This window comes from Acinetobacter sp. PW68 (assembly GCF_020982655.1).
Classification (GTDB): domain Bacteria; phylum Pseudomonadota; class Gammaproteobacteria; order Pseudomonadales; family Moraxellaceae; genus Acinetobacter; species Acinetobacter towneri_A.
The window spans coordinates 2,764,830-2,790,326 of sequence record NZ_JAHZSX010000001.1 but is presented as its reverse complement, the minus strand read 5'-3'; the positions used below and the strand labels follow the sequence as shown (position 1 = coordinate 2,790,326).

General features: G+C 42.3%; 19 protein-coding genes, 2 tRNA genes, 3 rRNA genes and 1 pseudogene. 13 read left to right on the top strand and 12 right to left on the bottom strand.

The window, feature by feature from the left end:
• Window positions 1-47 precede the first annotated feature (47 nt).
• The gene (guaD, locus tag K1T76_RS13340) at window positions 48-1,388 is read right to left on the bottom strand and encodes a guanine deaminase (RefSeq protein ID WP_230245592.1); all 1,341 of its coding nucleotides are present in this window, start codon (window positions 1,386-1,388) and stop codon (window positions 48-50) included.
• 159 nt (window positions 1,389-1,547) lie between these two features.
• Window positions 1,548-2,513 (bottom strand): TerC family protein, encoded by a 966-nt coding sequence (locus K1T76_RS13335; RefSeq protein WP_019836202.1) that lies wholly within the window; start codon window positions 2,511-2,513, stop codon window positions 1,548-1,550.
• 404 nt (window positions 2,514-2,917) lie between these two features.
• Between K1T76_RS13335 and K1T76_RS13330 the strand changes: the two genes are divergently transcribed.
• Window positions 2,918-3,199: a GNAT family N-acetyltransferase gene (locus K1T76_RS13330; RefSeq protein WP_070154989.1), complete on the top strand. Its 282-nt coding sequence runs from the start codon at window positions 2,918-2,920 to the stop codon at window positions 3,197-3,199.
• A gap of 4 nt (window positions 3,200-3,203) precedes the next feature.
• On the opposite strand, the gene K1T76_RS13325 is transcribed toward K1T76_RS13330, so the two are convergent.
• Window positions 3,204-3,542 carry a hypothetical protein gene (locus K1T76_RS13325; RefSeq protein WP_230245591.1) on the bottom strand — a complete coding sequence of 113 codons (339 nt, stop codon included), beginning with the start codon at window positions 3,540-3,542 and terminating at the stop codon, window positions 3,204-3,206.
• A gap of 209 nt (window positions 3,543-3,751) precedes the next feature.
• Here K1T76_RS13325 and K1T76_RS13320 point away from each other — a divergent pair, with 209 nt between their 5' ends.
• Window positions 3,752-4,225, top strand: coding sequence for a BLUF domain-containing protein (locus K1T76_RS13320; RefSeq protein ID WP_104852788.1), 474 nt, complete (start codon window positions 3,752-3,754; stop codon window positions 4,223-4,225).
• A 772-nt stretch (window positions 4,226-4,997) separates the two neighbouring features.
• On the opposite strand, the gene K1T76_RS15060 is transcribed toward K1T76_RS13320, so the two are convergent.
• On the bottom strand, window positions 4,998-5,129 hold the full coding sequence (locus K1T76_RS15060) for a hypothetical protein (RefSeq protein ID WP_308444300.1): 132 nt from the start codon (window positions 5,127-5,129) through the stop codon (window positions 4,998-5,000).
• Between the two features lie 236 nt (window positions 5,130-5,365).
• Window positions 5,366-6,736 (bottom strand): UDP-N-acetylmuramate:L-alanyl-gamma-D-glutamyl-meso-diaminopimelate ligase, encoded by a 1,371-nt coding sequence (gene mpl, locus K1T76_RS13310; protein ID WP_230245590.1) that lies wholly within the window; start codon window positions 6,734-6,736, stop codon window positions 5,366-5,368.
• Between the two features lie 240 nt (window positions 6,737-6,976).
• On the opposite strand from mpl, the gene K1T76_RS13305 reads away from it, so the two are divergent.
• The 4 genes from K1T76_RS13305 (at window position 6,977) to K1T76_RS13290 (ending at window position 11,154) form a co-directional block, all read left to right on the top strand.
• Complete coding sequence (locus tag K1T76_RS13305) at window positions 6,977-7,318, top strand: DMT family protein (protein WP_230245589.1); 342 nt, start codon at window positions 6,977-6,979, stop codon at window positions 7,316-7,318.
• Between the two features lie 223 nt (window positions 7,319-7,541).
• Entirely contained in the window at window positions 7,542-8,054 is a 513-nt protein-coding gene (purE, locus tag K1T76_RS13300) for a 5-(carboxyamino)imidazole ribonucleotide mutase (protein WP_004969800.1), read from the top strand.
• Window positions 8,055-8,068: 14 nt separating this feature from the next.
• Window positions 8,069-9,190 (top strand): 5-(carboxyamino)imidazole ribonucleotide synthase, encoded by a 1,122-nt coding sequence (locus tag K1T76_RS13295; RefSeq protein WP_230245588.1) that lies wholly within the window; start codon window positions 8,069-8,071, stop codon window positions 9,188-9,190.
• Between the two features lie 677 nt (window positions 9,191-9,867).
• Window positions 9,868-11,154, top strand: coding sequence for a lytic murein transglycosylase (locus K1T76_RS13290; protein ID WP_230245587.1), 1,287 nt, complete (start codon window positions 9,868-9,870; stop codon window positions 11,152-11,154).
• A 70-nt stretch (window positions 11,155-11,224) separates the two neighbouring features.
• Here K1T76_RS13290 and K1T76_RS13285 read toward each other — a convergent pair whose 3' ends face one another.
• From K1T76_RS13285 to K1T76_RS13265, 5 genes are all read right to left on the bottom strand, one after another.
• Entirely contained in the window at window positions 11,225-11,602 is a 378-nt protein-coding gene (locus K1T76_RS13285) for a hypothetical protein (RefSeq protein ID WP_162164695.1), read from the bottom strand.
• A gap of 140 nt (window positions 11,603-11,742) precedes the next feature.
• The gene (locus tag K1T76_RS13280; RefSeq protein WP_070155001.1) at window positions 11,743-12,657 is read right to left on the bottom strand and encodes a matrixin family metalloprotease; all 915 of its coding nucleotides are present in this window, start codon (window positions 12,655-12,657) and stop codon (window positions 11,743-11,745) included.
• A gap of 226 nt (window positions 12,658-12,883) precedes the next feature.
• On the bottom strand, window positions 12,884-14,821 hold the full coding sequence (gene dnaK / locus K1T76_RS13275; RefSeq protein ID WP_019836805.1) for a molecular chaperone DnaK: 1,938 nt from the start codon (window positions 14,819-14,821) through the stop codon (window positions 12,884-12,886).
• 121 nt (window positions 14,822-14,942) lie between these two features.
• On the bottom strand, window positions 14,943-15,515 hold the full coding sequence (grpE, locus tag K1T76_RS13270) for a nucleotide exchange factor GrpE (protein WP_264754240.1): 573 nt from the start codon (window positions 15,513-15,515) through the stop codon (window positions 14,943-14,945).
• A 515-nt stretch (window positions 15,516-16,030) separates the two neighbouring features.
• On the bottom strand, window positions 16,031-16,510 hold the full coding sequence (locus tag K1T76_RS13265; protein WP_230245586.1) for a hypothetical protein: 480 nt from the start codon (window positions 16,508-16,510) through the stop codon (window positions 16,031-16,033).
• 219 nt (window positions 16,511-16,729) lie between these two features.
• On the opposite strand from K1T76_RS13265, the gene K1T76_RS13260 reads away from it, so the two are divergent.
• Window positions 16,730-17,803 (top strand): alpha/beta hydrolase, encoded by a 1,074-nt coding sequence (locus tag K1T76_RS13260; RefSeq protein ID WP_070155009.1) that lies wholly within the window; start codon window positions 16,730-16,732, stop codon window positions 17,801-17,803.
• A gap of 228 nt (window positions 17,804-18,031) precedes the next feature.
• Here the strand turns inward: K1T76_RS13260 and K1T76_RS13255 are convergent, their stop codons facing one another.
• A complete protein-coding gene (locus tag K1T76_RS13255) occupies window positions 18,032-18,241 on the bottom strand; it encodes a hypothetical protein (protein ID WP_230245585.1) in 210 nt (69 codons plus the stop codon).
• A gap of 98 nt (window positions 18,242-18,339) precedes the next feature.
• On the opposite strand from K1T76_RS13255, the gene K1T76_RS13250 reads away from it, so the two are divergent.
• From K1T76_RS13250 to rrf, 6 genes are all read left to right on the top strand, one after another.
• Entirely contained in the window at window positions 18,340-18,909 is a 570-nt protein-coding gene (locus K1T76_RS13250) for a peptidylprolyl isomerase A (protein ID WP_019836810.1), read from the top strand.
• Between the two features lie 436 nt (window positions 18,910-19,345).
• Window positions 19,346-20,884: ribosomal RNA gene (locus tag K1T76_RS13245) — 16S ribosomal RNA — on the top strand.
• Window positions 20,885-21,042: 158 nt separating this feature from the next.
• Window positions 21,043-21,119, top strand: a tRNA-Ile gene (locus tag K1T76_RS13240).
• Between the two features lie 70 nt (window positions 21,120-21,189).
• Window positions 21,190-21,265 (top strand) — tRNA-Ala (locus K1T76_RS13235).
• A 437-nt stretch (window positions 21,266-21,702) separates the two neighbouring features.
• Window positions 21,703-24,596 (top strand): 23S ribosomal RNA (locus tag K1T76_RS13230).
• Window positions 24,597-24,808: 212 nt separating this feature from the next.
• Window positions 24,809-24,923 (top strand): 5S ribosomal RNA (rrf, locus tag K1T76_RS13225).
• The 16S, 23S and 5S rRNA genes sit together here with 2 tRNA genes alongside, the layout of an rRNA operon.
• Before the next feature lie 330 nt (window positions 24,924-25,253).
• On the opposite strand, the pseudogene K1T76_RS13220 reads toward rrf, so the two are convergent.
• A pseudogene (locus K1T76_RS13220) lies at window positions 25,254-25,451 on the bottom strand (IS3 family transposase); the annotation flags it as partial.
• Window positions 25,452-25,497: the final 46 nt, after the last annotated feature.

Genomic DNA, 25,497 nt, shown 5'->3' with positions numbered 1-25,497 from the left:
TCAGCATCGCCCATCCTATAGCTTTCATATACGTGGGTTGTGCAGGTTTAGCCACCTGTTGCTGAGTTTTGATCGGGTTGGTAGTAGGCACGTTGTCCATAAATATAGGTCGCATGAATATTACGGTCATCTGCTAAAGTAATGAGGGCAAATAGTGCATCTTCAAGATGTTTGGCACGTTGTTGTCGTAAGCGTTGTAAAGCTGTGGCATTTAAATCGAGCACTACAAAATCGGCTTCTTTGCCTACTTTAAAATTACCTAGTTTATCGTCTAAGTCCAAAGCTTTGGCAGCACCTAATGTGGCGTGATACAACGCTTCAAAAGCAGAGAGTTTTGCCCCTTGCATTTGTTGTACTTTATAGGCTTCATTGAGGATATGCAGCACATTAAAAGAAGTGCCTGCGCCAATATCTGTACCTAAACCGACCTTCACCTGTCGCTCCCAAGTTTTATGTAATGGGAATAAGCCGCTGCCTAAAAATAAATTGGAGCTTGGGCAAAAGGCAATTGCAGAATCGGTATGATGCAAACATTGCCACTCATGCTCTTCTAAATGCACACAATGCGCAAAAACCGAACGTGAGCCTGTTAAACCATAGTGATGATAAACATCTAAATATCCATTTTGCTTTGGAAATAATTGTTTGACCCATGCAATTTCATTGTGATTTTCACTTAAATGGGTATGCACATAAACATCGGGATATTCGGCTTTAAGTTGCCCCGCCCGTACGAGTTGTTCAGGGCTAGAAGTGGGTGCAAAACGTGGGGTAATCGCGTAGAGGTTACGTCCTTTTCCATGCCATTTTTCAATCAAGGCTTTAGAGTCTTTATAGCCTGTGTCTGCGCTATCACACAATGCTTCGGGCGCATGCCGATCCATCAGCACTTTGCCTGCAATTAAGCGCATTTGATGTTGTGTAGCCGCCTCGAATAACGCATCTACCGATTCAGGATGTACCGTACAAAACACCAAGGCTGTGGTGGTGCCATTTTTAAGTAATTCCTGCACAAAAAATTGTGCAATCTGATCGGCATAGGCTTTATCTGCAAATTGCAGTTCAGTCGGAAAAGTATAAGTATTCAGCCATTCCAGTAATTGTTCACCATACGCGCCAATCATTTCGGTCTGTGGAAAATGAATATGAGTGTCGATGAAGCCAGGCACTATAAGATGGCCAGGATAGTGCTGGAACTCTGTGTTGGCGTTTAGCTGTGCCTGCCCTTCTTGCCATGAACCAAACCACTGAATTTTGCCTTGTTCACAAATTAACAAGCCATCCCCTATATAACGGACTTGTTCTGAAATTTGATCGGCTTGGCTGACGCAGTTTTTGAAATCAAGAAAGCGACCACGAATTGCGGTGCGTTGTACAGGAGATGGCATAAATAACCTACATTTTTCATTTTTTCAAGAGATTGTACCTTAAATGTAGCTTGCAGCAGTACGATAAAATTTATCGTACGGTAAATTAAAACTTAGCGTAATGAATACAAAAAGCCTTCTCGAAAGAAGGCTTGCAACGATGATGAGGAATGTTAAATTTTATAATGTGGTTTCATGGTGTTTACGACTATGTCGAATTGATAACCACGCAGTGATTGTCAGTACAAGTACAATAAAGCCGAGTGAAATCCAGATAGGCATGTGGAACACATCTAACATCAGCATTTTAAAACCAATAAATAGCAGAATTAAACCCAGTCCATACGGCAAATAATGCATTTTAGTCGCTGCTCCTGAGAGCAAGAAAAACATGGCACGTAAGCCCAAAATAGCCATAAGATTTGCGGTGAGTACAATAAACGGATCGGTAGTCACCGCAAAAATTGCAGGGATGGAATCCACGGCAAAAATAACGTCAGATGCTTCGACCAAAATTAAAACTAAAAATAATGGCGTTGCCCAAAGTACACCATTTTGGCGAACAAAGAATTTGTCTTGTTGTAGTGTTGGGGTGATCCGCATGTGTTTGCGTAACCATTTCAATAATGCCATATCTTCAATATTGCTGGCTTCTTGTTCTGGGCCTTTTAAGAATTTAAAGCCTGTATACACCAAAAATGCGCCAAAAATATACAAAATCCAAGAGAATTCTTGTATGAACCAAGCCCCAATAAAAATAAAAATGGTTCTGAGAATAATTGCGCCCAGTACGCCGTAGAGTAAAATTTTACGCTGTAAGCCCGGTGGAATGGCGAATGCGGCGAAGATCATCATCCACACGAATACATTATCTATCGCCAGTGATTTTTCCAGTAAATAACCCGCAAAGTATTCCATGACTTTGGTATTGGCGACTTCTAGCCCAACGCTGTGTTTAAGATAAAGCCATAAACCGCCACCAAATAAAGCTGCCACACTGACCCAGGCGATACTCCAATACGCAGCGGTTTTGACTTTGACCGATTCGCCTGCTTTTTGTTTAAAGCCTAAGAGGTCGATAGCGAGCATGACTGCAACAATTGCAAAAAAGACTAGGTATAGCCATAAATTGCCGATAGATTCCATAAAATCTCCCCCATCAGACAACTGGCCACAAAAAAACCTTGACCTGTTGTCAGATGATTTCAAACATCTGTAACAACATGATCAAGGTCTTGCCTACATAGCGCGCACTTGAATCAACAAGTAGGTCACTATGCTCAGCGTCCGACTTTTTGCAAAGTGTAATGACGAAACGCTGACACGTTAAAATTATATTTTAACGCTTGGAGGAGGCTACTCCCCTTGTTCAACATAATTTGGGATTAGGACGTTGCCTAAATCTGCGTAAAGCATTACATAATTTTAAATGTTGTGCAATTTATTTTGCACGGTAAATCACTTTAATTTGTATTGTACAAATTCAGCACAATACTTCGTCAAGATTGTGGCAAATTGAAAAAAATAGATTTAGTTTGATAGGTGGACTTATGCAAATTCAACATCAACAAACCCAACGTGGTGGCGAGTTTTTTATTGAGCGAGATGGTCGGCATATCGCTGAAATTACTTATCAATATCAAGATGATCACACTATTTTAGCAGATCACACTTGGGTCGATTCGACATTACGTGGTCAAGGGGTTGCCCGTCAACTATTAGATATTTTGGTCGCCTTTGCACGTGAAAAGCAGCTAAAAATTGTGCCTGTTTGCTCTTATGTTGAGACGGCATTTGAAACGGATACACAATATGCCGATGTTGTGGCTTAAAAAATTATTTTTTAATCGCTATGGTTGAGCTGACCTGTTTTTCTACAAACACTTTTTTAAAGTAGATCAACAGGTAAGGTATTGTATACATTCCAATTAGCATGCTGAATAAGAAGAATTTCAGCATCACCGAATCATTCAGTGCAATACATAAACCACTGATAAGCGCAATACAAAACCAGTGGAAAAAAAATGAGCTCACCCACTGCTTTAAACTTAGCCCTAATACAAAAGATGAAATGAGTATATTTGTTTCTTCATTCAGACCTAAACGGTGAAAGCCAATCAGCATGCAAAAATAAACAATTAATAAAAATGATGTGGTAAGCACGTGTTTGAGCATGACTTTCTCCAAACTAAAGCAAAACCGTACTTTCAATGCAATGTATGTTAAAAGATGCTACACATACACCATAGTGGTAAACGTAGGGTTGAATTGTCAGTCATAAATTACAATTGATTAAAAAATAATCAAAACCACAAAATAATGAGTGATTATTTGAGTCTATTATCTTAATTTCATGACTACTTTTACATTAACAAGAGTGTGATATGTTAATCAGGTTGTGTTATGCGAGTACCCGAGCAGAACATCAAAATGATTTACTCCAAGAAATCAGTGATATTTTGGCAACAGCTCGTCAATTTAATGCTGCACAACACATTAATGGGGTACTTTATTATGCTGAGGGTCATTTTTTTCAGTGTTTAGAAGGTGAACAACAGCAGCTCGAGCAATTATTTGAGCGTATTCAACAGGACCCGCGCCACCGTGATGTCTTTCGCTTCCCTGACCAAATACTTGAGCATGTCCATTTTTCAGAATGGTCTATGAAATATGTGCATAGACATAGTCAAATTTCGAGTTTATTTAAAAAGCTGGGCTTTGATGTTTTTCTACCACATCGTTTGGATGAAAAGACGGTACAGCAATTTTTAGCTTTACTTTTGGATTTAGAACAAACCATCTTGCCTGAAAAATCTCAACGGGGTTATAAAAATAGAGGTTATTCAAACTTTTTCTGAATTTAGTTTGTAGGGCATTAGGGTCATTTGCCTCTATCTATTGAAAACGGTTTAAATATTAAAAAGCCAATCTACAGCATGCAGATTGGCTTTTTTATCATGCAATAAAGTCAAGATTATTTGTCATTAATTATCACTTTCAGGGCTTTTTCATCTGAAGTATGTTTAAACATATCATAGGCTTTTTCAAATTCTGAAAATTAAAATGGTGTGTTGCTTATTTTTCTCAAGGCAACTTAGCTGAACAGCAATTTTTTAGCAGCATGACTGTCGTATATTGGCATTCACTGAACCCGTGGTGATGGTCAAGATTTTAATCCAGAGTTTGTTTAACTCAAAATTTACGACTTGCTCTTTGTGCGCCACATTGGCAGTATGTTCGCCTGCTTTGACGACATTTTGTCAAATATTCCAAGTTGCTTCGGCACTGATAGTTCCATGGCGCAGTCTACTCCACGACCACCTGTAATTTCTAAAATACGTTAAACCGCATCTTCTTCTGCCTGGGTATCATCAATCTTATATCCCATGATCTATTCGCCTTCATTTTGGAGTGTGCATAGAGGTGTTTTTGACAGTTTTCACATGTAGTACAACGGCTGACACAAGAAATGATGCTCTATGTCGCCTTTTTTTGAAATTTTTGATTGCTGAACCAACTTCTTCAACCATCCCGATGCCTTCGGGACCTAAAATACGGCCATCAAATTGCCCTCACTTGGTAATTGCAGTGTCTTGAAATTCTATGTTTTTCCCTTGCCAAATGCCTCAGTCAGTACTGCAAATTGTAGTTTTGGTTAGCAATCAAGTCATCTATTGATTGTAAAATTTCTGGGCGTAGGTGTTCTTCAAAATCAATAGGATGGGCGCCGTGATAGACCGTGGCATTCATTGTTTTTGACATTGTGACCATCCTTCTTAGTAATGATGATGAAAGACATCCAGCAGCCAACCTGTAGCAACCGTCATGCTCGCAGGATGTAATCTTTTTAAAGTAACAGGTCAAGATCACAAGTTCATGAGCAGTATTGTTACTTTTAATAATTATAATATATAAATTTATAATTAATATAAAAATCCCCTATTTTTTGCCAAAAACAGGGGTTTTTTTGCAAGAGTTTTAAATCGATTTAAGTGATTTTAAGCCGTGTGTTGCAAAGCCTGAATGAGTTTTTGATGTAAACCACCAAATCCACCATTTGACATAATCACCACTGCATCGCCCTCACCTGCTTGGCTCACGATTTTTTGAATAATTTCATCCAACGTATTGGCCACCACTGCATGATTGCGAGCAGCCGCAACCACAGGCTGTAAATCCCAGTCTAGACCTTCAGGTTGATACCAAATCACAGCATCCGCCAAACGTGCCGAATCCGCCAAGCCTTCTTTATGACTGCCCATGCGCATGGTGTTGGAACGTGGCTCAATAATCGCCCAAAGCTTACGTTCACCCAAACGCTTACGTGCGCCGTCCAGTGTGGTTTCAATTGCGGTTGGATGGTGGGCAAAGTCATCATAGACTTCAATGCCGCGTATGGTGCTTAATAACTCCATACGGCGTTTCACCCCACCAAAATTGGACAGTGCTGTACATGCGGTTTCGATTGCAACCCCAACATGCTCTGCTGCGGCGATGGTTGCTAAGGCATTGGCGACACTGTGCTGTCCGGTCATATTCCAGCGCACTTCACCTTGTAGCACACCATTTTTCAGGACTTTAAAATGTGAACCATCTGCTGCAAGTTGTTCGGCATATAGTTCCGCTTGTGGGTCTGCATTGAGCGAAGTACGTAGCACAGGTGTCCAACAGCCCATTTCTAACACTTCATCAATATGGGTTTCTGTAATTGGGGCAATAATGCGTCCTTCACTTGGCATGGTACGCACCAAATGATGGAATTGTTTTTGAATTGCAGCTAAATCATCAAAAATATCGGCATGGTCAAATTCAAGGTTATTTAAAATGGCGGTTTTAGGATGGTAATGCACGAACTTGGAGCGTTTATCAAAAAATGCAGAGTCGTATTCATCGGCTTCGACACAGAAATATTTACCTGCACCCAAACGTGCACTTTCACTAAAGCCTAACGGAACGCCGCCAATTAAAAAGCCCGGTTCCAAGCCTGCCTGATCCAATACCCACGCCAACATGGTGGTGGTGGTGGTTTTGCCGTGCGTGCCTGCAACGCCCAGTACGTGTTTTCCTTGCAAGACATGATCGGCCAAAAATTGCGGGCCAGAAATATACGGCAAACCAGCATTCAGCATATATTCAACCGCATCAATCCCACGTTTCATGGCATTGCCCACAATCACTAAATCAGGATGCGGTTGTAAATGGCTGCGGTCATAACCTTGCATTAAGGTAATGCCTGCATTTTCCAGTTGAGTCGACATCGGTGGATAGACGTTTTGGTCTGAACCTGTGACGATATGTCCTAAATCGCGGGCCAAAAGTGCCAAAGAGCCCATAAATGTGCCACAAATACCCAAAATATGCAGATGCATTCCGCCTTACTCCACTGCTTTTATAGACACATCACGTATTTTTGTGCTGTTGTCGTGATTAATTTGATTTGAAGCAACGATAGCAAGGGTTTTGGCGAAAAGATAGTGATTCTTGTATCTCATTTCAGGGATTTTTCTGAGCTGAATCTGCGCCAAAGGATGTAAAAAATTGCTGCTCTTGCATTTTTTATGGCAAATAGCTCGTAAAATAAAACTGAATTTTTAAGATAGTACGACACAATGTCTTCAGCACTTTTACTTTTGGTGATTGCAAACTGTTTTATGACCTTGGCGTGGTATGGTCATCTCAAGTTTTTACCACATGATGCTCCGCTGTGGCAGGCAATTTTATTCAGTTGGGTGATCGCCCTATTTGAATACAGTTTGATGATTCCTGCTACCCGTTTGCTGGCGCAGCATGGCTGGGCGGTAGGTCAAATGAAAATTACCCAAGAAGTTGTGACTTTATTGGTGTTTGTACCGTTTATGATTTTTCTGTTTAAGCAACCTTTAAAACTGGATTATTTATGGGCAGCCTTATGTTTATGTGGTTGCGTGTATTTTGTATTTCGTGCGCCTTAAAGACGAGTTTTAGCTCGCTTGAATAGCTTTAGGTTCACCTATTTTGTTTAACTGTTTTCAATTCTTTAAAATAACCCGATAAAAATAATCAAAAAAGTCGGTTGAGTCGCCGTGTTCAATTTTAACAAGTCGAAAAATCAGTCTATAATGTGGAGTTCTTATTCAAGCTTGGCTTTCTCGCCTGAATTTCTCTTTCCTTAGTTTCGTTTCTGGAATATTTGTAATGAACGCGGCCGCTGCACAAGACGCTCCTCTCGTTGGAATTATCATGGGTTCTCAATCGGATTGGGCAACTCTCGAACACACTGCCAATATGCTGAAGCAGCTTGGTGTCCCATTTGAAGCGGAAGTCGTTTCTGCACACCGTACCCCAGATCGCTTATTTGAATATGCTGAACAAGCGCGTGATCGTGGCATTCAGGTGATTATTGCAGGCGCTGGTGGTGCCGCACACTTACCAGGTATGTGTGCAGCTAAAACTGATTTACCTGTTTTAGGTGTGCCAGTGAAATCTTCAATTTTAAATGGTGTCGATTCATTACTTTCAATTGTGCAAATGCCTGCGGGTATTGCGGTAGGTACATTGGCGATTGGTCCTGCGGGAGCAACCAATGCGGCAATTATGGCAGCCCAAATTTTAGGTTTAACCCGTCCAGAGATTGCACAAAATGTTGTCAATTTCCGTGCCGCGCAAACTGAGAAAGTTTCAAGCAACAATATTCCAGGTCAGGCTTAAGCGGGACAATTACTATGGATAAGACCATCGGTATTTTTGGTGGCGGTCAATTGGGTCGCATGATGGCACAAGCGGCTTTACCCTTGAATATTCAATGTACCTTTTTTGAAGCCAGTCCAGATTGCCCAGCGGCAACCTTGGGTCAGGTTTTTGCCAGCAAAAGCGAAAATAGCCTACAAGATTTTATACAGAGTGCCGATATATTCAGCCTTGAGTTTGAAAATACTCCGTTGGCTGATGTTGATGTATTGATTAAGCACAAAGACTTGCATCCACCACGTCAGGCTTTGGCAATTGCCCAAAACCGCTTGCTGGAAAAAGGCTTATTTGATGAATTGGCGATTCCTGTTGCGCCGTATCAAGCGGTCAACTCGCTGGAAAGTTTACAGGCTGCTGTAGCTGAACTCGGTCTGCCAATTGTGCTAAAAACCGCAACAGGCGGCTATGATGGCAAAGGTCAGTTTGTACTGCGCAGTGCAGATCAGATTGAACAAGCTTGGGCTGAATTAGGCCCTGCAGGCAGCTTGATTGCAGAAAGTTTTGTAACTTTTTCACGTGAAGTATCTATTATTGCGGTGCGTGGTCAAAATGGTGAAGTTAAAACTTGGCCCTTGGCAGAAAACCATCATCACAACGGTATTTTATCGCACTCGATTGTACCTGCACCAAACAGCGCAGACTTACAGCCTGTGGCGCAAGACTACATCACTCGCCTGCTCAATCACTTAAATTATGTTGGTGTATTAACGCTAGAGCTATTTGTCACTGACAAGGGCTTGTATGCCAACGAGATGGCACCTCGTGTGCATAACTCAGGTCACTGGTCAATTGAAGGCGCGGTGTGTTCGCAGTTTGAGAACCATATTCGTGCTGTAGCAGGTTTACCGTTAGGCTCAACTGAAGTGGTACGTCCAACGGTGATGGTCAATATTATTGGTCAGCATCCCAAAACTGAAGATGTGTTGGCATTGAATGGCGCACATTTGCATTTGTACAATAAAACTGAGCGTGAAGGCCGTAAAATTGGGCATATTACTTTAATGCCGAATGATGCCGCTGAATTGACAGATTTATGCCGCCAATTGGCAAAAATTTTACCAAATCCATTGGCGCTCAGTGCTGATATGAGCTTGTAAATTTAAAAATGACACCAAAGCGCTCATCACGATGAGCGCTTTTTTATACTTTCACGTTTTTATTCTGCCTATTTTTAAGGTGTTCTACCGTTAATCTGTCTAGGATTGACGCTGCACTTTTAGGTTGATTAAGATAGATCAGGTTGAATAAGCGATTATCACCGTAGCAAAGCAATACTTAAAATAAAAATGCGCACAAGTCTGATGGGAAACAGATGATAATTATGAATTCAAAACTTTAAATTCAAATAGCGCGTTTTAAATTTAAAGCGATGCTTCAACTTTGAATTTAAATATCAGAAATGAATTTAAAGATAGATCTGCAGTTTTGAATTTAAATAAAGTAGCGGCTCTTTTGATCTTTAAATTTAAAAAGCTACTTTTAAATTCAAAGTAATACATCATAAATATGCAGTGAATGTCGTGTTTTGTGGATAACTTGGGTTGGTTTAATTTGAATTTAAACTTTTAAATTTAAAAGTCTTATCATGTGTTGTGATTTTGAATTTAAAAATGTGAGATGCCGTACTTGTGGATAAGTGTTTTAAATTTAAAATGAGAAAATGAATTTAAAACTGTGTAAATGAATTTAAAGTTACAGATTTTCATCTGATCTCTGTGGCTGAAGGTGTTATGGTAAAGCCAAGATTTAAATTCAAAACACATCAAAGGGTATTATGCATCGTTTCGCTGTGATTTTTGCGACAGCTGCCATGGCAGCTACTCAGGTTCAGGCAGAACTGATTATCAATGGAAAATCTGTCACCGTAACACCAACGGTCAGTACATCTGCAAATTTTCAACCACAAAACCATTTTCAAAGTTGTTTGGCCAATTTACGCAGCCAAGCCATTGCCAAAGGGGTGAGTGGCAGCAGTTATGATCGCTATACTCAAAATCTCAGCCCAGATTATTCCGTCATTGAGCGTTTAAATTACCAACCTGAATTTTCTACGCCAATCTGGGATTATCTCTCAGGCTTGGTCGATGATGAGCGCGTGCAGGCAGGACAGCAGAAATTGGCACAGCACCGTGATGTGCTCAATCGTGTTGCAGCAGCCTATGGCGTACCTGCAGAAACCGTAGTGGCGGTTTGGGGTGTAGAAAGTAACTTTGGTGCGATTTCAGGATCCTATCCATTATTGCAAGCGCTAGGTACCTTGAGCTGTGAAGGACGCCGTCAAAGCTATTTCCGAGGTGAGTTTTTTACCACCATGCGTTTATTGCAACGTGGTGATGTCACTGAATCACAATTAAAAGGCTCATGGGCAGGGGCGTTTGGGCATACTCAGTTTATGCCATCGACCTATGATGAGTTGGCGGTCGATTTTGATGGTGATGGTCGCCGTGACTTAGTATCTAGTATTCCAGATGCTTTGGCTTCCACTGCTAACTTTTTAAAACGCCGTGGCTGGCAAACAGGGCATCCGTGGGGCTTTGAGGTGAATGTTCCTGCCGGCATGTCGTTAAGTGGAAAAGGGCGACGTAATAAAAAATCCCTCAGTAGTTGGGTCAACCGTGGATTAACTCGTGCAGATGGCTCAGCTTTAATTCAGGGCAATTTGTCGGGCAGTAGTCAGGCTGGTTTAATGGCACCTGCAGGTGCGAATGGCCCTGTATTCTTAGTGTTTAGAAACTTCGATGCCATTTATAGCTATAACGCAGCAGAAAGTTATGCCTTAGCGATTGCGCATTTATCAGATCGTTTAATGGGGCAGTCTGCATTCCGCACCGCTTGGCCAACCGATGATGCAGGTACATCCCGCGCAGAACGCCGTGAAATTCAACGCTTTTTGTTAAGTCGTGGTTATGACATTGGTGAAGTGGATGGTTTAATTGGCGACAAAACCCGTCAAGCGATTCGTCAGGAACAGATTCGACTCGGCTTAGCTGCAACAGGTCGGGCAGGGCAGCAAATTTTAAGAGCGTTTCGTAATGAAGCGGCCAAACAAATGATGCAATAAGTGGTTGCGATTGCATAAAAAAGGTCTGCGAATATGCAGACCTTTTTAATTTCTGTCTTAAAACAGGTGTTTAAGGTTCAATTTTCACCGCTTCAAGTAAATCAAAAATCACAGTTGTGACATCTTGGCTTAATTCTTTGTTATTAAAAATTTCATAAGCTGAAATGGTGATGTCGGTATCACTTGGCAGCAAACGCTGTTCTTCTTCAATCAGGTGTTCAATTGGTAATAAGGTCTGTCTAACCTCAAGATGCAAAATATCTTTATATTCAATATTTTCATCTTCAAGTTCAATCACTTGCTCATTAAAATACGGCAATAAAATCGAGTGGAGACAAGGTTGAAGCTCAACAATATCAAAAATTTCGATATCACGGCTTTGTTCAATCGTGCTGATGTGGTCATTTACTTCAATCAGGATATGGTAGTAACTCACATGAATCTCCACAGATCGTTCGGGGTTATACAGAGCCTTCACAATAACATGAAATGAGTAAATTTGCTGCCTTTGCACGTGTAAGGGATATGCAACTATCGTACAGGGTGAGGGGAGTTTTGTGTTTTAGTCACTTCAGTTTGCCAAATTGCTTAACGCCGTGCATGGAGTAAATCGAGATCCGCAGGACGCAGTTGGAAATTCTGTAACTGCTGATCTTTTAGCATTGGATACATTAAGGCATAAGGGTCGTTATGGTGTGCTAAACCTAAAGCATGGCCGAATTCATGCGCCAAAGTTAAGCGTAAATCATCTTTAGATTGAAACTCATAAATCCGAATGGCTTGACCATCAAAACTGCCTTTATCAAATAAACGTGGCTGAAAGCGTGCATTAAATTGCTGGATGGATACATCAATGTCCTGATTAAGTTGATTGAGGGCATCGACTTGTTGGTTAAGTTGGTTAATTTGTTGATTAAATTGCGCTATTTCGTATTCTAAACTCCACATGCGTTGCTGGATTTCTTGTTTTTTGGCTGCAAAAATTTCCTGCTGTGAGGAATGTAGCCCACCATTTTGGTTAATCTGTTGTACTTGACGATTGTATTGTTCAAGTTGTTGTTCAAATTGCATTTTTTTGGCATCAAGCTGTTGATTTTTAACTTCAATTTCTTGTTTTAGTGCTTGAATATTTTGGTTTTGATTGTTCCAGTATTGTTGGCGTTGTTGAATGACTGTAAGTTGCTGTTGGCGTTGGTTGGATTCATCTTGACGTTGATCATAAATCAAGTGAATGGCGAGCTTGGCATTTGGATCATATACAAAATAATCCTGTCCCGTCCCTTGTGACCAGATCTGGGTGGCTTCCTGACTCAATTGCAGTACATCGGCATGGCTTAAGCCAAAACGCGGGTCGACTTCAGCAATACGATAACGTAAGCGAGTATCTAAAGGGTGTTGTAAACGATCCAGTGCAGTATTGTGCCGTGTATGCGGATGCTGAATATTTTGATAAATCATCAAGATAGAAAATAGTATGATTGCACCAAACAGAAACAAACGCATTGCTAGCGACATCCTCTTTTGCATTAACTGTAGCCGAAAATAGGGCAGTAACTCAATCGATTTGCGGTTGGCGCATCATTTTGTCTGCTGTATTTGGTTGGGTTTGTAGTTGTCTGTTCTCTTTCATTTAAATCTGCGTCTTAAAGTCAGTGTAACGAGCATTGAAAAGAAAAACCGCGCTGCAATTGCTTGCAGCGCGGTTTCTGATGTGCGTTAAAGCGACAAATTATTTTTTGTCATCTTTGACTTCTGTGAATTCAGCATCTACAACGCCATCATCGGCTTTTTGTTGACCTGCGTCACCGCCAAAGGCATTCGGATCAAAACCTTGTGCACCGCCTTGACCTTGTGCAGCTTCATACGCACGTTGCGTAATTGGCATGATGATGTTTTGCAATGCTTCAGTTTTCGCTTTGATTGCATCTACATCATTTTCTTTGGTTGTCGCTTCAAGCTCAGTGACTGCAGTTTCAATCGCAGTTTTCTCATCAGCAGTCACTTGTTCACCAAGATCTTTGACTGCTTTTTGAGCAGAAGAAACTAAAGCATCCGCTTCGTTACGTGCTTTTGCAAGTTCTTCAAACTTACGATCTTCTTCAGCATTCGCTTCAGCATCTTTAATCATCGCTTCAATTTCGGCATCGCTCAAGCCAGAGTTTGCTTTAATTTGAATTGATTGTTCTTTGCCTGTGCTCTTGTCTTTAGCAGACACTTTCAAGATACCGTCAGCGTTAATGTCGAACGAAACTTCAATTTGTGGCACACCGCGTGGCGCAGGTGGAATGTCACCTAATTGGAAGTTACCCAACAATTTGTTTTGTTGAGCCATTTTACGCTCACCTTGGTAAACTGAAATGTCTACCGCAGGCTGGTTGTCTGCCGCTGTTGAGAACACTTGAGATTTCTTCGCAGGAATCGTCGTGTTTTTCTCAATGATTGGCGTCAACACACCGCCCATGGTTTCAATACCAAGCGTTAATGGCGTTACGTCTAAAAGTAATACGTCAGTTTTGTCACCAGACAATACCGCACCCTGAATTGCTGCACCAATCGCAACAGCTTCATCTGGGTTTACGTCTTTACGTGGCTCTTTACCAAAGAATTCTTGTACTTTTTGTTGTACAAGTGGCATACGTGATTGACCACCCACCAAAATGACGTCAGAGATGTCAGAAGTTGAAAGTCCTGCATCTTGTAGCGCAATTTTACATGGCTCAATGGTACGAGCGACTAAATCAGCAACCAAGCCTTCAAGTTTGGCACGAGTCACGTTCATTACCAAGTGCTTCGGACCTGTTGCATCTGCAGTGATGTACGGTAAGTTAATTTCAGTCGCGTTAGAAGAAGAAAGCTCGATTTTTGCTTTCTCAGCTGCTTCTTTTAGACGTTGTAGTGCCAATGGATCTTGTTTTAAGTTGAAGTTTTGCTCTTTTTTGAACTCTTCAACCAAGTATTCGATCAAGGCATTGTCAAAGTCTTCACCACCAAGGAAGGTATCACCGTTGGTGGATAGCACTTCAATTTGTTGGTCGCCATCAAGGTCTGCAATTTCAATGATCGATACGTCAAAAGTACCACCACCCAAGTCATATACAGCAACTTTACGGTCGCCTTCTTTCTTGTCCATACCAAATGCAAGTGCAGCAGCAGTTGGCTCGTTGATGATACGTTTAACTTCTAAGCCTGCAATTTTACCCGCATCTTTGGTTGCTTGACGCTGCGCATCGTTAAAGTACGCAGGTACAGTAATAACAGCTTCAGTAACTGTTTCGCCCAAATAATCTTCGGCAGTCTTTTTCATCTTTTTCAAAATTTCAGCAGAAATTTGCTGTGGCGCAAGTTTCTTGTCATTCACTTCAACCCAAGCATCACCATTGTCTGCTTTGATGATTTTGTAAGGTACAAGACCAATGTCTTTTTGTACCGCTTGGTCTTCATAACGACGACCAATCAAACGCTTAATTGCGAATAATGTGTTTTTCGGGTTAGTTACAGCCTGACGTTTTGCAGATTGACCTACAAGAATTTCGCCATCTTTGTAAGCAATAATAGATGGAGTTGTACGTGCACCTTCTGCGTTTTCAATTACTTTAACTTTGTCGCCTTCAAGTACCGCTACACATGAGTTAGTTGTACCTAAGTCAATTCCAATAATTTTAGCCATTTGGATGTTTCCTCAAAAATTCTTTTTCAATGTTTTCACTTGTTATTCGATATGAGAGCCAATCAAAATTTTTCAAGTTGTTTGGATGAAAATTTTTTATCAACTCTCGATTTTATAAGGCTTAAGCGCCAACCATCACCATTGCAGGGCGGAGTAAGCGACCATGTAAGGTGTAGCCTTTTTGTAATACGTTGCCAATTTCGTTGGCTTTTGCATTTGGATCAATCCCCACAGCTTGATGCAGGTCTGCATTGAAACCATTAGCTGTATCAATCACCACTACACCATACTTTTCTAAAGTGGTCAGTAGGGATTTTAGGGTCAGCTCCACACCTTCAGACAAAGCCGTTTTTTCATCACCATTGGCGGCAATGGCACGTTCAAGGTTGTCTACAGAATCCAACAATTCTTTCGCAAACTTTTCTAAAGCAAACTTTTTAGCGGTATCTGCTTCACGTTCCAAACGCTCTTTGGTTTTTTCTGCTTCGTAAACTGCATTGGCAGTACGTGCTTTTTCCAATTTTAGGTTTTCTTCAAGTTCGCTCAGTTGTTCTTGTAAAGACTCAACGGAAACTTCTGCTTGCTCAGTATCTTGCGCTGTTTGTTGTTCCGTTTGCGCTTGCTCAAGGTCTTGAGTTTGCTCGTTCTGCTCAGTTGCCATTGATTTACTCCGTTTAAATGGGTTTTTAAACATGTACAGTCCTTTGGCGTCAGTGCTAATGCAAACTGCGTTATTGCTGAACTGCCATGGTTTGAGAAGTTCGTAATTAGCTAAGAAATCGGGGCAGGGCAGATAAAATTCAAGCGTCTTTGCAGATTAATTTTAATTTTGCATTGAACTTTAACTAAAAATAACGTCTTTGCTGCACTTTAATATTGCAAGTGAGGGATAGTTTAAAGCAAAAAGATGCAGCATTATGGTGCTAAAAAGAAGATTTAAATCCTAAAAAGTATTTGATTTATATGGAAATTAATCTATAGCCTATGATTTTTATTTTAGCTTTGATCAAATAACCGTGCTATGGACGTGTTATGTAAGAGCTAAACCAATTATTTTAGAGAAATTAATAATTTATACGCTGCTTATTCTTTGTGCATAGATGCTATATCGCTGTAGATTCTAGTTTATTGTTAGAACTTTTTTTCGGGGCTTATCTAACTTCTGGATAAGCCCTTTTTTTCCTCATTTGTTTAGCTTTACTGCAAGACTTAATCACGATCACGTCTTTGTTCACGGTCTTTACGGTTTTCCTGCCAGCGCTTTTGTTGAGCATCGCGTTGTTGTTGCCAGCGTTTACGTGCTTCCTCACGCTTTTTTTGTTCAGCTTCAAGTTGCTGCTTACGCTTTTGCTCTAGTTGTTTGCGCTGCTGTTCCGATAAGCGTTTACGTTGTTCGGCTAAGCGTTTTCGCTCTTGTTCATAGCGTTGTTGCTGTAATTGCTGTTGTCGTTTTTGTTCCCATTCACGACGCTCAATTTCACGCTTACGACGTTCTAATTCTACCCGTTGTTGACGCTGTTGATATTCCCAACGCTGACGATCATAGTCATAACGTCGATCATCATAATCATGGCGACGTTCATAACGAGGATCATAACGGCCATCGTAGTAACCATCTTCAGGAAATGCGACACAACCTACAGCTAAAAAAGCAGTCGCACATGAAAGTAAGATTAATTTTTTAGTCATGCTCTGCCTCCTGAGCTAATTAGGTGAATTTGTCTGAAACATCAAACATAGACAGCAAGAGTGTCAATGACAATGTCATAAAAGCAGGGTAGCGTATAGCTAATGTGTATGTGTATAACGATTGAAGCACTTTTATAACAAAATGGTCACTTTGCTGTTGATCATGAAGAAATTATGAAGCATGAGGTAAATCATGCAGATATATAAAAAGGAATAGGCATGCAAATTTTGAATTCATCTCTCAAAAATAAATTGTACAAAGGACAAGGTGCTGCTGCACGTGCATTAAATAAGTTACCAAGTCGAGTTCATCATACTTTGGCTCAAGCCTTGGGTTATCCGTATCATTACCCAGACCTTGATCCATTTATTAAATGCATGATGGCGGCACAATTAAAACAAGGAAAAATTGGTTTTATTGGTGCTGACCCTGTGCAGTCTAGACAGGCATTTGATCGACAAATGCAATCTATTCTGAGCACTCCAACTGCGGTCAAACGAGTTGAAGAAATTCGTTTAAACTTGGCCAGTGGCAATATCGCAGCGCGTTATTATCATCCTGCACCCCATAAAAAACTGCCCTTAATTGTGTTTTATCATGGTGGTGGGTTTGTAGTGGGTGGTTTAGACAGCCATGACGAATTTTGTCGCTTAATGGCGGTACATGCCCATGCACAAGTGTTGAGTGTGGAATATCCACTCGCGCCTGAAGCCAGCCCACAGCAGATTATTCAAGTCTGTGAAGATGCTTTGGCATGGGCATATCAACATCGTCGAGAAATGAAAATTTTAAAAAATCGCATAGCGGTGGCAGGCGATAGCGCAGGTGGCAATATTGCTGCGGTAGTTGCACAGCGTAGTGCTCAATCAGCTTATGCACCTAACGCCCAATTTTTAATTTATCCCGCCTTAGACTTTAAGAGCCGCCATCCTTCATTCTTTGCTTATAAAGATGGTTTAGTATTGACGGGACAAGATATTGATTTTGTCACCCAGCACTATGCCACACAGCATCAGGTCGCTTTGGATGATCCAATCATTTCGCCAATTTTTGGCAAATTGAAAAAACTGGCACCTGCTTTTGTGGTCACAGCAGGACATGATGTTTTGCATGATGAAGCTGAAATTTATGCGCATAAATTGCGTCAAAATCAGGTGACGGTTAAATATGTAGAATATTTAGATCAAACACATGGTTTTATTAGTATGACCTTTGTGTCGCGTCGTGCCAAAAAAATTAGCATTGAAATGTGCAAAAATTTTAGAAAATTTTGGGATCGACCACGTAGCTAAATCTTGGGATGTCTTTACTAACCTGTTTCACGTGGAATAATTAAACGACAGTAACGATTTTTGCTTTGGGAAAAGTCAGCTCTAACTCGGGCACGTAAAAACCATAAAAGCTTACCAGTTTTTTTAAATGTCCTAAGGCTGTTGTTCTGTTGCACAGAAGACTCGGTTGAAACGAAATTTTACGAATAGTAGATAAACGACGCTGCGTAAATAAAGGATGATTTAAAATCAGCAGCTCACCATAAGCACCAATAGGGTGAGGGCGATAACCTCCCACATGACTTGAACAAAACGTCCTAAAAAAGAAGGTGTCAAGCCAAAAATAGAGTTTATTTTAAAAATTCTGGATTGAGCCAATAATTTTAAAATATAGGCTTCACCTTGAAGTTGCCACGGTGCTGGACACAGTCGGATCTGATCTGAATTATTTTTATACATAAGTTTTCCAGCGCGATAAAAAATAACCACTGATTTATTCGCATAAGCTTATTAATATAGATGCAATGCAAATACAACACAGATGGATTGGTCAGCAAATGTTAAAACAAAGTGTGTTTACCATGGCAGCAATGCTTATCAGCTTCAATACGATGGCAGCCAACACCGTGGTAGAAATGACAACCAGCATGGGCAATATTGAAATCGAACTGTTTAATGATAAAGCCCCAATTTCTGCAAAGAACTTTGAAAATTATGCTAAGTCAAACTTCTATAACGGTACGATCTTCCATCGTGTCATTCCAGGCTTTATGGTGCAAGGCGGTGGTATGGATGCCAATATGCAAGAAAAGCCAACCAAAGCTACCATTCGTAATGAATCAAACAATGGTTTGAAAAATACCCGTGGAACCTTGGCGATGGCACGTATGAATCATCCGGATTCTGCCAGCAGCCAATTCTTTATTAATGTGGTAGATAACGATTTCTTAAATCGAAGTCCACGTAACGCAGGTTATGCGGTATTTGGTCAAGTCACTAAAGGGATGGATGTTGTCGATAAAATTGTGAAAGTACCCACTGGAAACTATGGCATGCACCAGAATGTACCTAAACAAGCGGTAAAAATACTCAGTGTGAAAGTAAAAGAGGCTAGCTCTACAAAATAAGCGGATTTAGATTACAAAAATATGAAAAACATATTTTTAATTTAAAATTATAGGGTTAGTGCGATTTTTGAGTATTTTTGAACCAAAATGGTGCATAAAAATCCAACATTCGTGAAAACAAGCAGTTAAAAGCGCTTGCACGTGTAGGAAATTGCCCTATAATGCACTCATCCCGACGCGAAACAGCCTACGAACTTAGCTTACAGGGTTAAGTTGTTAGAAGTGTTTTGCGTTAAAATTTCTGCTGACGAGGTAGAAATTAAGATCATTAAGAGATTATGAAGAACAACTTGTGTGGATTTTTACTGATTGATTAATCGAAATATTATCATTAATTGATTGGTTTAAATTACTCGAAGTTTATTTGAGCGAAATTTAAGTCAGAAAATTGATGAGCCAAGTTTAAGAGTTTTACTTATAAAACTCGAAATGATTTTAACTGAAGAGTTTGATCATGGCTCAGATTGAACGCTGGCGGCAGGCTTAACACATGCAAGTCGAGCGGGCGAGGTTGCTTCGGTAACTGAGCTAGCGGCGGACGGGTGAGTAAAGCTTAGGAATCTGCCTATTAGTGGGGGACAACATTCCGAAAGGGATGCTAATACCGCATACGTCCTACGGGAGAAAGCAGGGGATCACTTGTGACCTTGCGCTAATAGATGAGCCTAAGTCGGATTAGCTAGTTGGTGGGGTAAAGGCCTACCAAGGCGACGATCTGTAGCGGGTCTGAGAGGATGATCCGCCACACTGGGACTGAGACACGGCCCAGACTCCTACGGGAGGCAGCAGTGGGGAATATTGGACAATGGGGGGAACCCTGATCCAGCCATGCCGCGTGTGTGAAGAAGGCCTTTTGGTTGTAAAGCACTTTAAGCGAGGAGGAGGCTTACCTGGTTAATACCTGGGATAAGTGGACGTTACTCGCAGAATAAGCACCGGCTAACTCTGTGCCAGCAGCCGCGGTAATACAGAGGGTGCGAGCGTTAATCGGATTTACTGGGCGTAAAGCGCGCGTAGGTGGTTAATTAAGTCAAATGTGAAATCCCCGAGCTTAACTTGGGAATTGCATTCGATACTGGTTAGCTAGAGTATGGGAGAGGATGGTAGAATTCCAGGTGTAGCGGTGAAATGCGTAGAGATCTGGAGGAATACCGATGGCGAAGGCAGCCATCTGGCCTAATACTGACACTGAGGTGCGAAAGCATGGGGAGCAAACAGGATTAGATACCCTGGTAGTCCATGCCGTAAACGATGTCTACTAGCCGTTGGGGGATTTGATCCTTTAGTGGCGCAGCTAACGCGATAAGTAGACCGCCTGGGGAGTACGGTCGCAAGACTAAAACTCAAATGAATTGACGGGGGCCCGCACAAGCGGTGGAGCATGTGGTTTAATTCGATGCAACGCGAAGAACCTTACCTGGCCTTGACATAGTAGAGACTTTCCAGAGATGGATTGGTGCCTTCGGGAATCTACATACAGGTGCTGCATGGCTGTCGTCAGCTCGTGTCGTGAGATGTTGGGTTAAGTCCCGCAACGAGCGCAACCCTTTTCCTTACTTGCCAGCATTTCGGATGGGAACTTTAAGGATACTGCCAGTGACAAACTGGAGGAAGGCGGGGACGACGTCAAGTCATCATGGCCCTTACGGCCAGGGCTACACACGTGCTACAATGGTCGGTACAAAGGGTTGCTACACAGCGATGTGATGCTAATCTCAAAAAGCCGATCGTAGTCCGGATCGCAGTCTGCAACTCGACTGCGTGAAGTCGGAATCGCTAGTAATCGCGGATCAGAATGCCGCGGTGAATACGTTCCCGGGCCTTGTACACACCGCCCGTCACACCATGGGAGTTTGTTGCACCAGAAGTAGGTAGTCTAACCGCAAGGAGGACGCTTACCACGGTGTGGCCGATGACTGGGGTGAAGTCGTAACAAGGTAGCCGTAGGGGAACCTGCGGCTGGATCACCTCCTTAACGAAAGATTGACGATTGGTAAGAATCCACAACAAGTTGTTCTTCATGACGATGTGTCTTAAAAGATAATTCGAGGTTTTCGAATTGGATTGAGTAGCAGATACTACGCACTGCGTTTGTCTTGCGAAAAATACAAAGCGATGCTTTGATTTTTCTCAGGGTCTGTAGCTCAGTTGGTTAGAGCACACGCTTGATAAGCGTGGGGTCACAAGTTCAAGTCTTGTCAGACCCACCATGACTTTGACCTAGATTGAATCAATCAAGTTACAGGAATTGAAGATACATCGAATCACAGATGATAAGCTGGGGACTTAGCTTAGTTGGTAGAGCGCCTGCTTTGCACGCAGGAGGTCAGGAGTTCGACTCTCCTAGTCTCCACCAAATTTCAAGATCAGAAAACTTAAAGCACTGCTTTAAGGCTTTTCCTTGAAATTTAAGCAAACAGCTATGCTGTGCGCAGGCACACATATACTGAAGCTTTAAGCTAAAGATTACAGAATTTAGTAAGTATAAGCTTATTAAGTTCTGTGATTTATCACAGTTGACTGCAGTCCGACGAGGATGCAGTGAATCATTAACAGATTGGCAAAAATTGAGTCTGAAATAAATTGTTCAACTCATTTCATATAGGATTGACAGTAATACTTCGGTGTTACGGTTTAATTACGAATTGAAATGAGAACTAGCAAATTAACTGAATCAAGCGTTTTGGTATATGAATTTAGATTGAAGCTGTATGGTGCTTAAGTGCACAGTGCTCTAAACTGAAATGTTGAAGTTACTAACTTGTAGGTAACGTCGACTGTTTGGGGTTGTATAGTCAAGTAATTAAGTGCATGTGGTGGATGCCTTGGCAGTCAGAGGCGAAGAAAGACGTGATAGCCTGCGAAAAGCTCCGGGGAGGCGGCAAATATCCTTTGATCCGGAGATGTCTGAATGGGGGAACCCACCTACCTTAAGGTAGGTATCGTATGATGAATACATAGTCATACGAAGCGAACGCGGGGAAGTGAAACATCTCAGTACCCGTAGGAAAAGAAATCAATTGAGATTCCCTCAGTAGCGGCGAGCGAAAGGGGAAAAGCCCATTAAGTTATGTGTGTTTTAGTGGAATGCTCTGGGAAGTGCAACCATAGTGGGTGATAGTCCTGTACACGAAAGGGCACACATAATGATGACGAGTAGGGCGAGGCACGTGAAACCTTGTCTGAATATGGGGGGACCATCCTCCAAGGCTAAATACTCCTGACTGACCGATAGTGAACCAGTACCGTGAGGGAAAGGCGAAAAGAACCCCTGTGAGGGGAGTGAAATAGATCCTGAAACCGCATGCATACAAGCAGTGGGAGCCGACTTGTTCGGTGACTGCGTACCTTTTGTATAATGGGTCAGCGACTTATATTCAGTAGCGAGGTTAACCGAATAGGGGAGCCGTAGAGAAATCGAGTCTTAATAGGGCGTATAGTTGCTGGGTATAGACCCGAAACCGGGTGATCTATCCATGAGCAGGTTGAAGGTTGGGTAACACTAACTGGAGGACCGAACCCACTGTCGTTGAAAAGCCAGGGGATGACTTGTGGATAGGGGTGAAAGGCTAATCAAACTCGGTGATAGCTGGTTCTCCCCGAAAGCTATTTAGGTAGCGCCTCGGACGAATACCATTGGGGGTAGAGCACTGTTTCGGCTAGGGGGTCATCCCGACTTACCAAACCGATGCAAACTCCGAATACCAATGAGTACTATCCGGGAGACAGACTGCGGGTGCTAACGTCCGTAGTCAAGAGGAAAACAATCCAGACCGCCAGCTAAGGCCCCAAAATCATAGTTAAGTGGGAAACGATGTGGGAAGGCATAGACAGCTAGGAGGTTGGCTTAGAAGCAGCCACCCTTTAAAGAAAGCGTAATAGCTCACTAGTCGAGTCGGCCTGCGCGGAAGATGTAACGGGGCTAAAACTATGTGCCGAAGCTGCGGATGCATAATTTATTATGCGTGGTAGGGGAGCGTTCTGTAAGCCGAAGAAGGTGTATTGAGAAGTATGCTGGAGGTATCAGAAGTGCGAATGCTGACGTGAGTAACGACAAAACGGGTGAAAAACCCGTTCGCTGAAAGACCAAGGGTTCCAGTCCAACGTTAATCGGGGCTGGGTGAGTCGACCCCTAAGGCGAGGCCGAGAGGCGTAGTCGATGGGAAATTGGTTAATATTCCAATACTTCAGTGTAATGCGATGAGAGGACGGAGAAGGTTAAGTCAGCCTGGCGTTGGTAGTCCAGGTGAAAGGAAGTAGGCATGCATCTTAGGCAAATCCGGGGTGCTCTATGCTGAGATCTGATAGCAAGCTGTACTTGTACAGTGAAGTGGCTGATACCCTGCTTCCAGGAAAAGTCTCTAAGCTTCAGTTACACTGGAATCGTACCCGAAACCGACACAGGTGGTCAGGTCGAGTAGACCAAAGCGCTTGAGAGAACTCTGCTGAAGGAACTAGGCAAAATGGTACCGTAACTTCGGGAGAAGGTACGCTGTTGACGGTGATGGGACTTGCTCCCTGAGCGGTTGACAGCCTCAGAAACCAGGCCGCTGCAACTGTTTATTAAAAACATAGCACTCTGCAAACACGAAAGTGGACGTATAGGGTGTGATGCCTGCCCGGTGCTGGAAGGTTAATTGATGGGGTTAGCGTAAGCGAAGCTCTTGATCGAAGCCCCAGTAAACGGCGGCCGTAACTATAACGGTCCTAAGGTAGCGAAATTCCTTGTCGGGTAAGTTCCGACCTGCACGAATGGCATAATGATGGCGGCGCTGTCTCCAGCAGAGGCTCAGTGAAATCGAATTCGCCGTGAAGATGCGGTGTACCCGCGGCTAGACGGAAAGACCCCGTGAACCTTTACTGCAGCTTGACATTGAACTTTGACCTTACTTGTGTAGGATAGGTGGGAGGCTTTGAAACTTGGACGCTAGTCCGAGTGGAGCCGTCCTTGAAATACCACCCTGGTAATGTTGAGGTTCTAACTCTGTCCCGTTATCCGGGACGAGGACCATGTCTGGTGGGTAGTTTGACTGGGGCGGTCTCCTCCTAAAGAGTAACGGAGGAGTACGAAGGTGCGCTCAGCGTGGTCGGAAATCACGCGTAGAGTATAAAGGCAAAAGCGCGCTTAACTGCGAGACCCACAAGTCGAGCAGGTACGAAAGTAGGTCTTAGTGATCCGGTGGTTCTGTATGGAAGGGCCATCGCTCAACGGATAAAAGGTACTCTGGGGATAACAGGCTGATACCGCCCAAGAGTTCATATCGACGGCGGTGTTTGGCACCTCGATGTCGGCTCATCTCATCCTGGGGCTGAAGCAGGTCCCAAGGGTATGGCTGTTCGCCATTTAAAGAGGTACGCGAGCTGGGTTTAGAACGTCGTGAGACAGTTCGGTCCCTATCTACCGTGGGCGCTGGAAATTTGAGAGGATCTGCTCCTAGTACGAGAGGACCAGAGTGGACGAACCTCTGGTGTACCGGTTGTGACGCCAGTCGCATCGCCGGGTAGCTATGTTCGGAAGGGATAACCGCTGAAAGCATCTAAGCGGGAAGCCTACCTCAAGATAAGATTTCCCCGAGGCTTTATGCCTCCTAAAGAGCCGTTGAAGACTACGACGTTGATAGGTTGGATGTGGAAGCATAGCGATATGTGAAGCTGACCAATACTAATTGCTCGTGAGGCTTGACTATACAACACCCAAACAGTTGGGGTTGAATGCTCAATCGATTTCATATTGATCTAACGATCAAACAAAAACTTGATTTAGTTAAGGCTAAACAATAAAATTCAGACCCAATAGCCAACCTGTTAATAACTCATTTGGAACCAAGTAAGGCATTACATGCAAAAGCATCAAGCAAAAGCAATGTAACTAAGACCCGAACAAGTCCATAACAGTTGTGCTGGCGACAATAGCAAGAGTGAACCACCTGATCCCTTCCCGAACTCAGAAGTGAAACCTCTTCGCGCTGATGGTAGTGTGGGGTTACCCATGTGAGAGTAAGTCATCGCCAGCTCATTATTCAAAACACCCTCAACAAACGTTGGGGGTGTTTTTTATTGTTTTAAAATAAGCGCTATAATAATGAGTTCATTAAATGGACTTAATGAATATGGATACTTCTTATTTAGCTGATTTGGACCAACAATTTCAACTTGATGGATTGGTTAAGCTACCTTAATTTATTCCTTAAGGATTAAAAATTATTCAACAAACCTTGTTATCAGATTTAAAACGCTTAAATATTTATTCATCGAACAAGGTTTTGTCTAAGACATTACAAGGTATGAGTCCTTTTCAGCAGATTGTTAAACTCACTCAAATACTAAATAAGCCAAGATCTTTAGATATCCGAAGTCCAGTCCTGTTGTCCGTGCTTGCGTGACCATTCCAGCACAGTTGATCTTCCTTGAATACCATATTTTACCTGAGCTTGTTTATAAGTAATTTGCCCTTTTTCTACTTCATGTAGAACCATCATTTTAAAGGCAAAGCTATAATCACGTTGTGTACGTTTAACTCTTTGTTCTCGTTCATGTTCCATAAAATAAGCCTCTTAAATGTGTAAACTTACTTCAGGTCGGGACAAA

What these genes read in the sequence shown, in the direction of transcription:
- guaD (WP_230245592.1), bottom strand. Translation starts at nt 1,388, where the DNA reads ATGCCATCTCCTGTACAACGCACCGCAATTCGTGGTCGCTTTCTTGAT.
- K1T76_RS13335 (WP_019836202.1), bottom strand. Translation starts at nt 2,513, where the DNA reads ATGGAATCTATCGGCAATTTATGGCTATACCTAGTCTTTTTTGCAATT.
- K1T76_RS13330 (WP_070154989.1), top strand. Translation starts at nt 2,918, where the DNA reads ATGCAAATTCAACATCAACAAACCCAACGTGGTGGCGAGTTTTTTATT.
- K1T76_RS13325 (WP_230245591.1), bottom strand. Translation starts at nt 3,542, where the DNA reads ATGCTCAAACACGTGCTTACCACATCATTTTTATTAATTGTTTATTTT.
- K1T76_RS13320 (WP_104852788.1), top strand. Translation starts at nt 3,752, where the DNA reads ATGTTAATCAGGTTGTGTTATGCGAGTACCCGAGCAGAACATCAAAAT.
- K1T76_RS15060 (WP_308444300.1), bottom strand. Translation starts at nt 5,129, where the DNA reads ATGTCAAAAACAATGAATGCCACGGTCTATCACGGCGCCCATCCTATT.
- mpl (WP_230245590.1), bottom strand. Translation starts at nt 6,736, where the DNA reads ATGCATCTGCATATTTTGGGTATTTGTGGCACATTTATGGGCTCTTTG.
- K1T76_RS13305 (WP_230245589.1), top strand. Translation starts at nt 6,977, where the DNA reads ATGTCTTCAGCACTTTTACTTTTGGTGATTGCAAACTGTTTTATGACC.
- purE (WP_004969800.1), top strand. Translation starts at nt 7,542, where the DNA reads ATGAACGCGGCCGCTGCACAAGACGCTCCTCTCGTTGGAATTATCATG.
- K1T76_RS13295 (WP_230245588.1), top strand. Translation starts at nt 8,069, where the DNA reads ATGGATAAGACCATCGGTATTTTTGGTGGCGGTCAATTGGGTCGCATG.
- K1T76_RS13290 (WP_230245587.1), top strand. Translation starts at nt 9,868, where the DNA reads ATGCATCGTTTCGCTGTGATTTTTGCGACAGCTGCCATGGCAGCTACT.
- K1T76_RS13280 (WP_070155001.1), bottom strand. Translation starts at nt 12,657, where the DNA reads ATGCGTTTGTTTCTGTTTGGTGCAATCATACTATTTTCTATCTTGATG.
- dnaK (WP_019836805.1), bottom strand. Translation starts at nt 14,821, where the DNA reads ATGGCTAAAATTATTGGAATTGACTTAGGTACAACTAACTCATGTGTA.
- grpE (WP_264754240.1), bottom strand. Translation starts at nt 15,515, where the DNA reads ATGTTTAAAAACCCATTTAAACGGAGTAAATCAATGGCAACTGAGCAG.
- K1T76_RS13265 (WP_230245586.1), bottom strand. Translation starts at nt 16,510, where the DNA reads ATGACTAAAAAATTAATCTTACTTTCATGTGCGACTGCTTTTTTAGCT.
- K1T76_RS13260 (WP_070155009.1), top strand. Translation starts at nt 16,730, where the DNA reads ATGCAAATTTTGAATTCATCTCTCAAAAATAAATTGTACAAAGGACAA.
- K1T76_RS13255 (WP_230245585.1), bottom strand. Translation starts at nt 18,241, where the DNA reads ATGTATAAAAATAATTCAGATCAGATCCGACTGTGTCCAGCACCGTGG.
- K1T76_RS13250 (WP_019836810.1), top strand. Translation starts at nt 18,340, where the DNA reads ATGTTAAAACAAAGTGTGTTTACCATGGCAGCAATGCTTATCAGCTTC.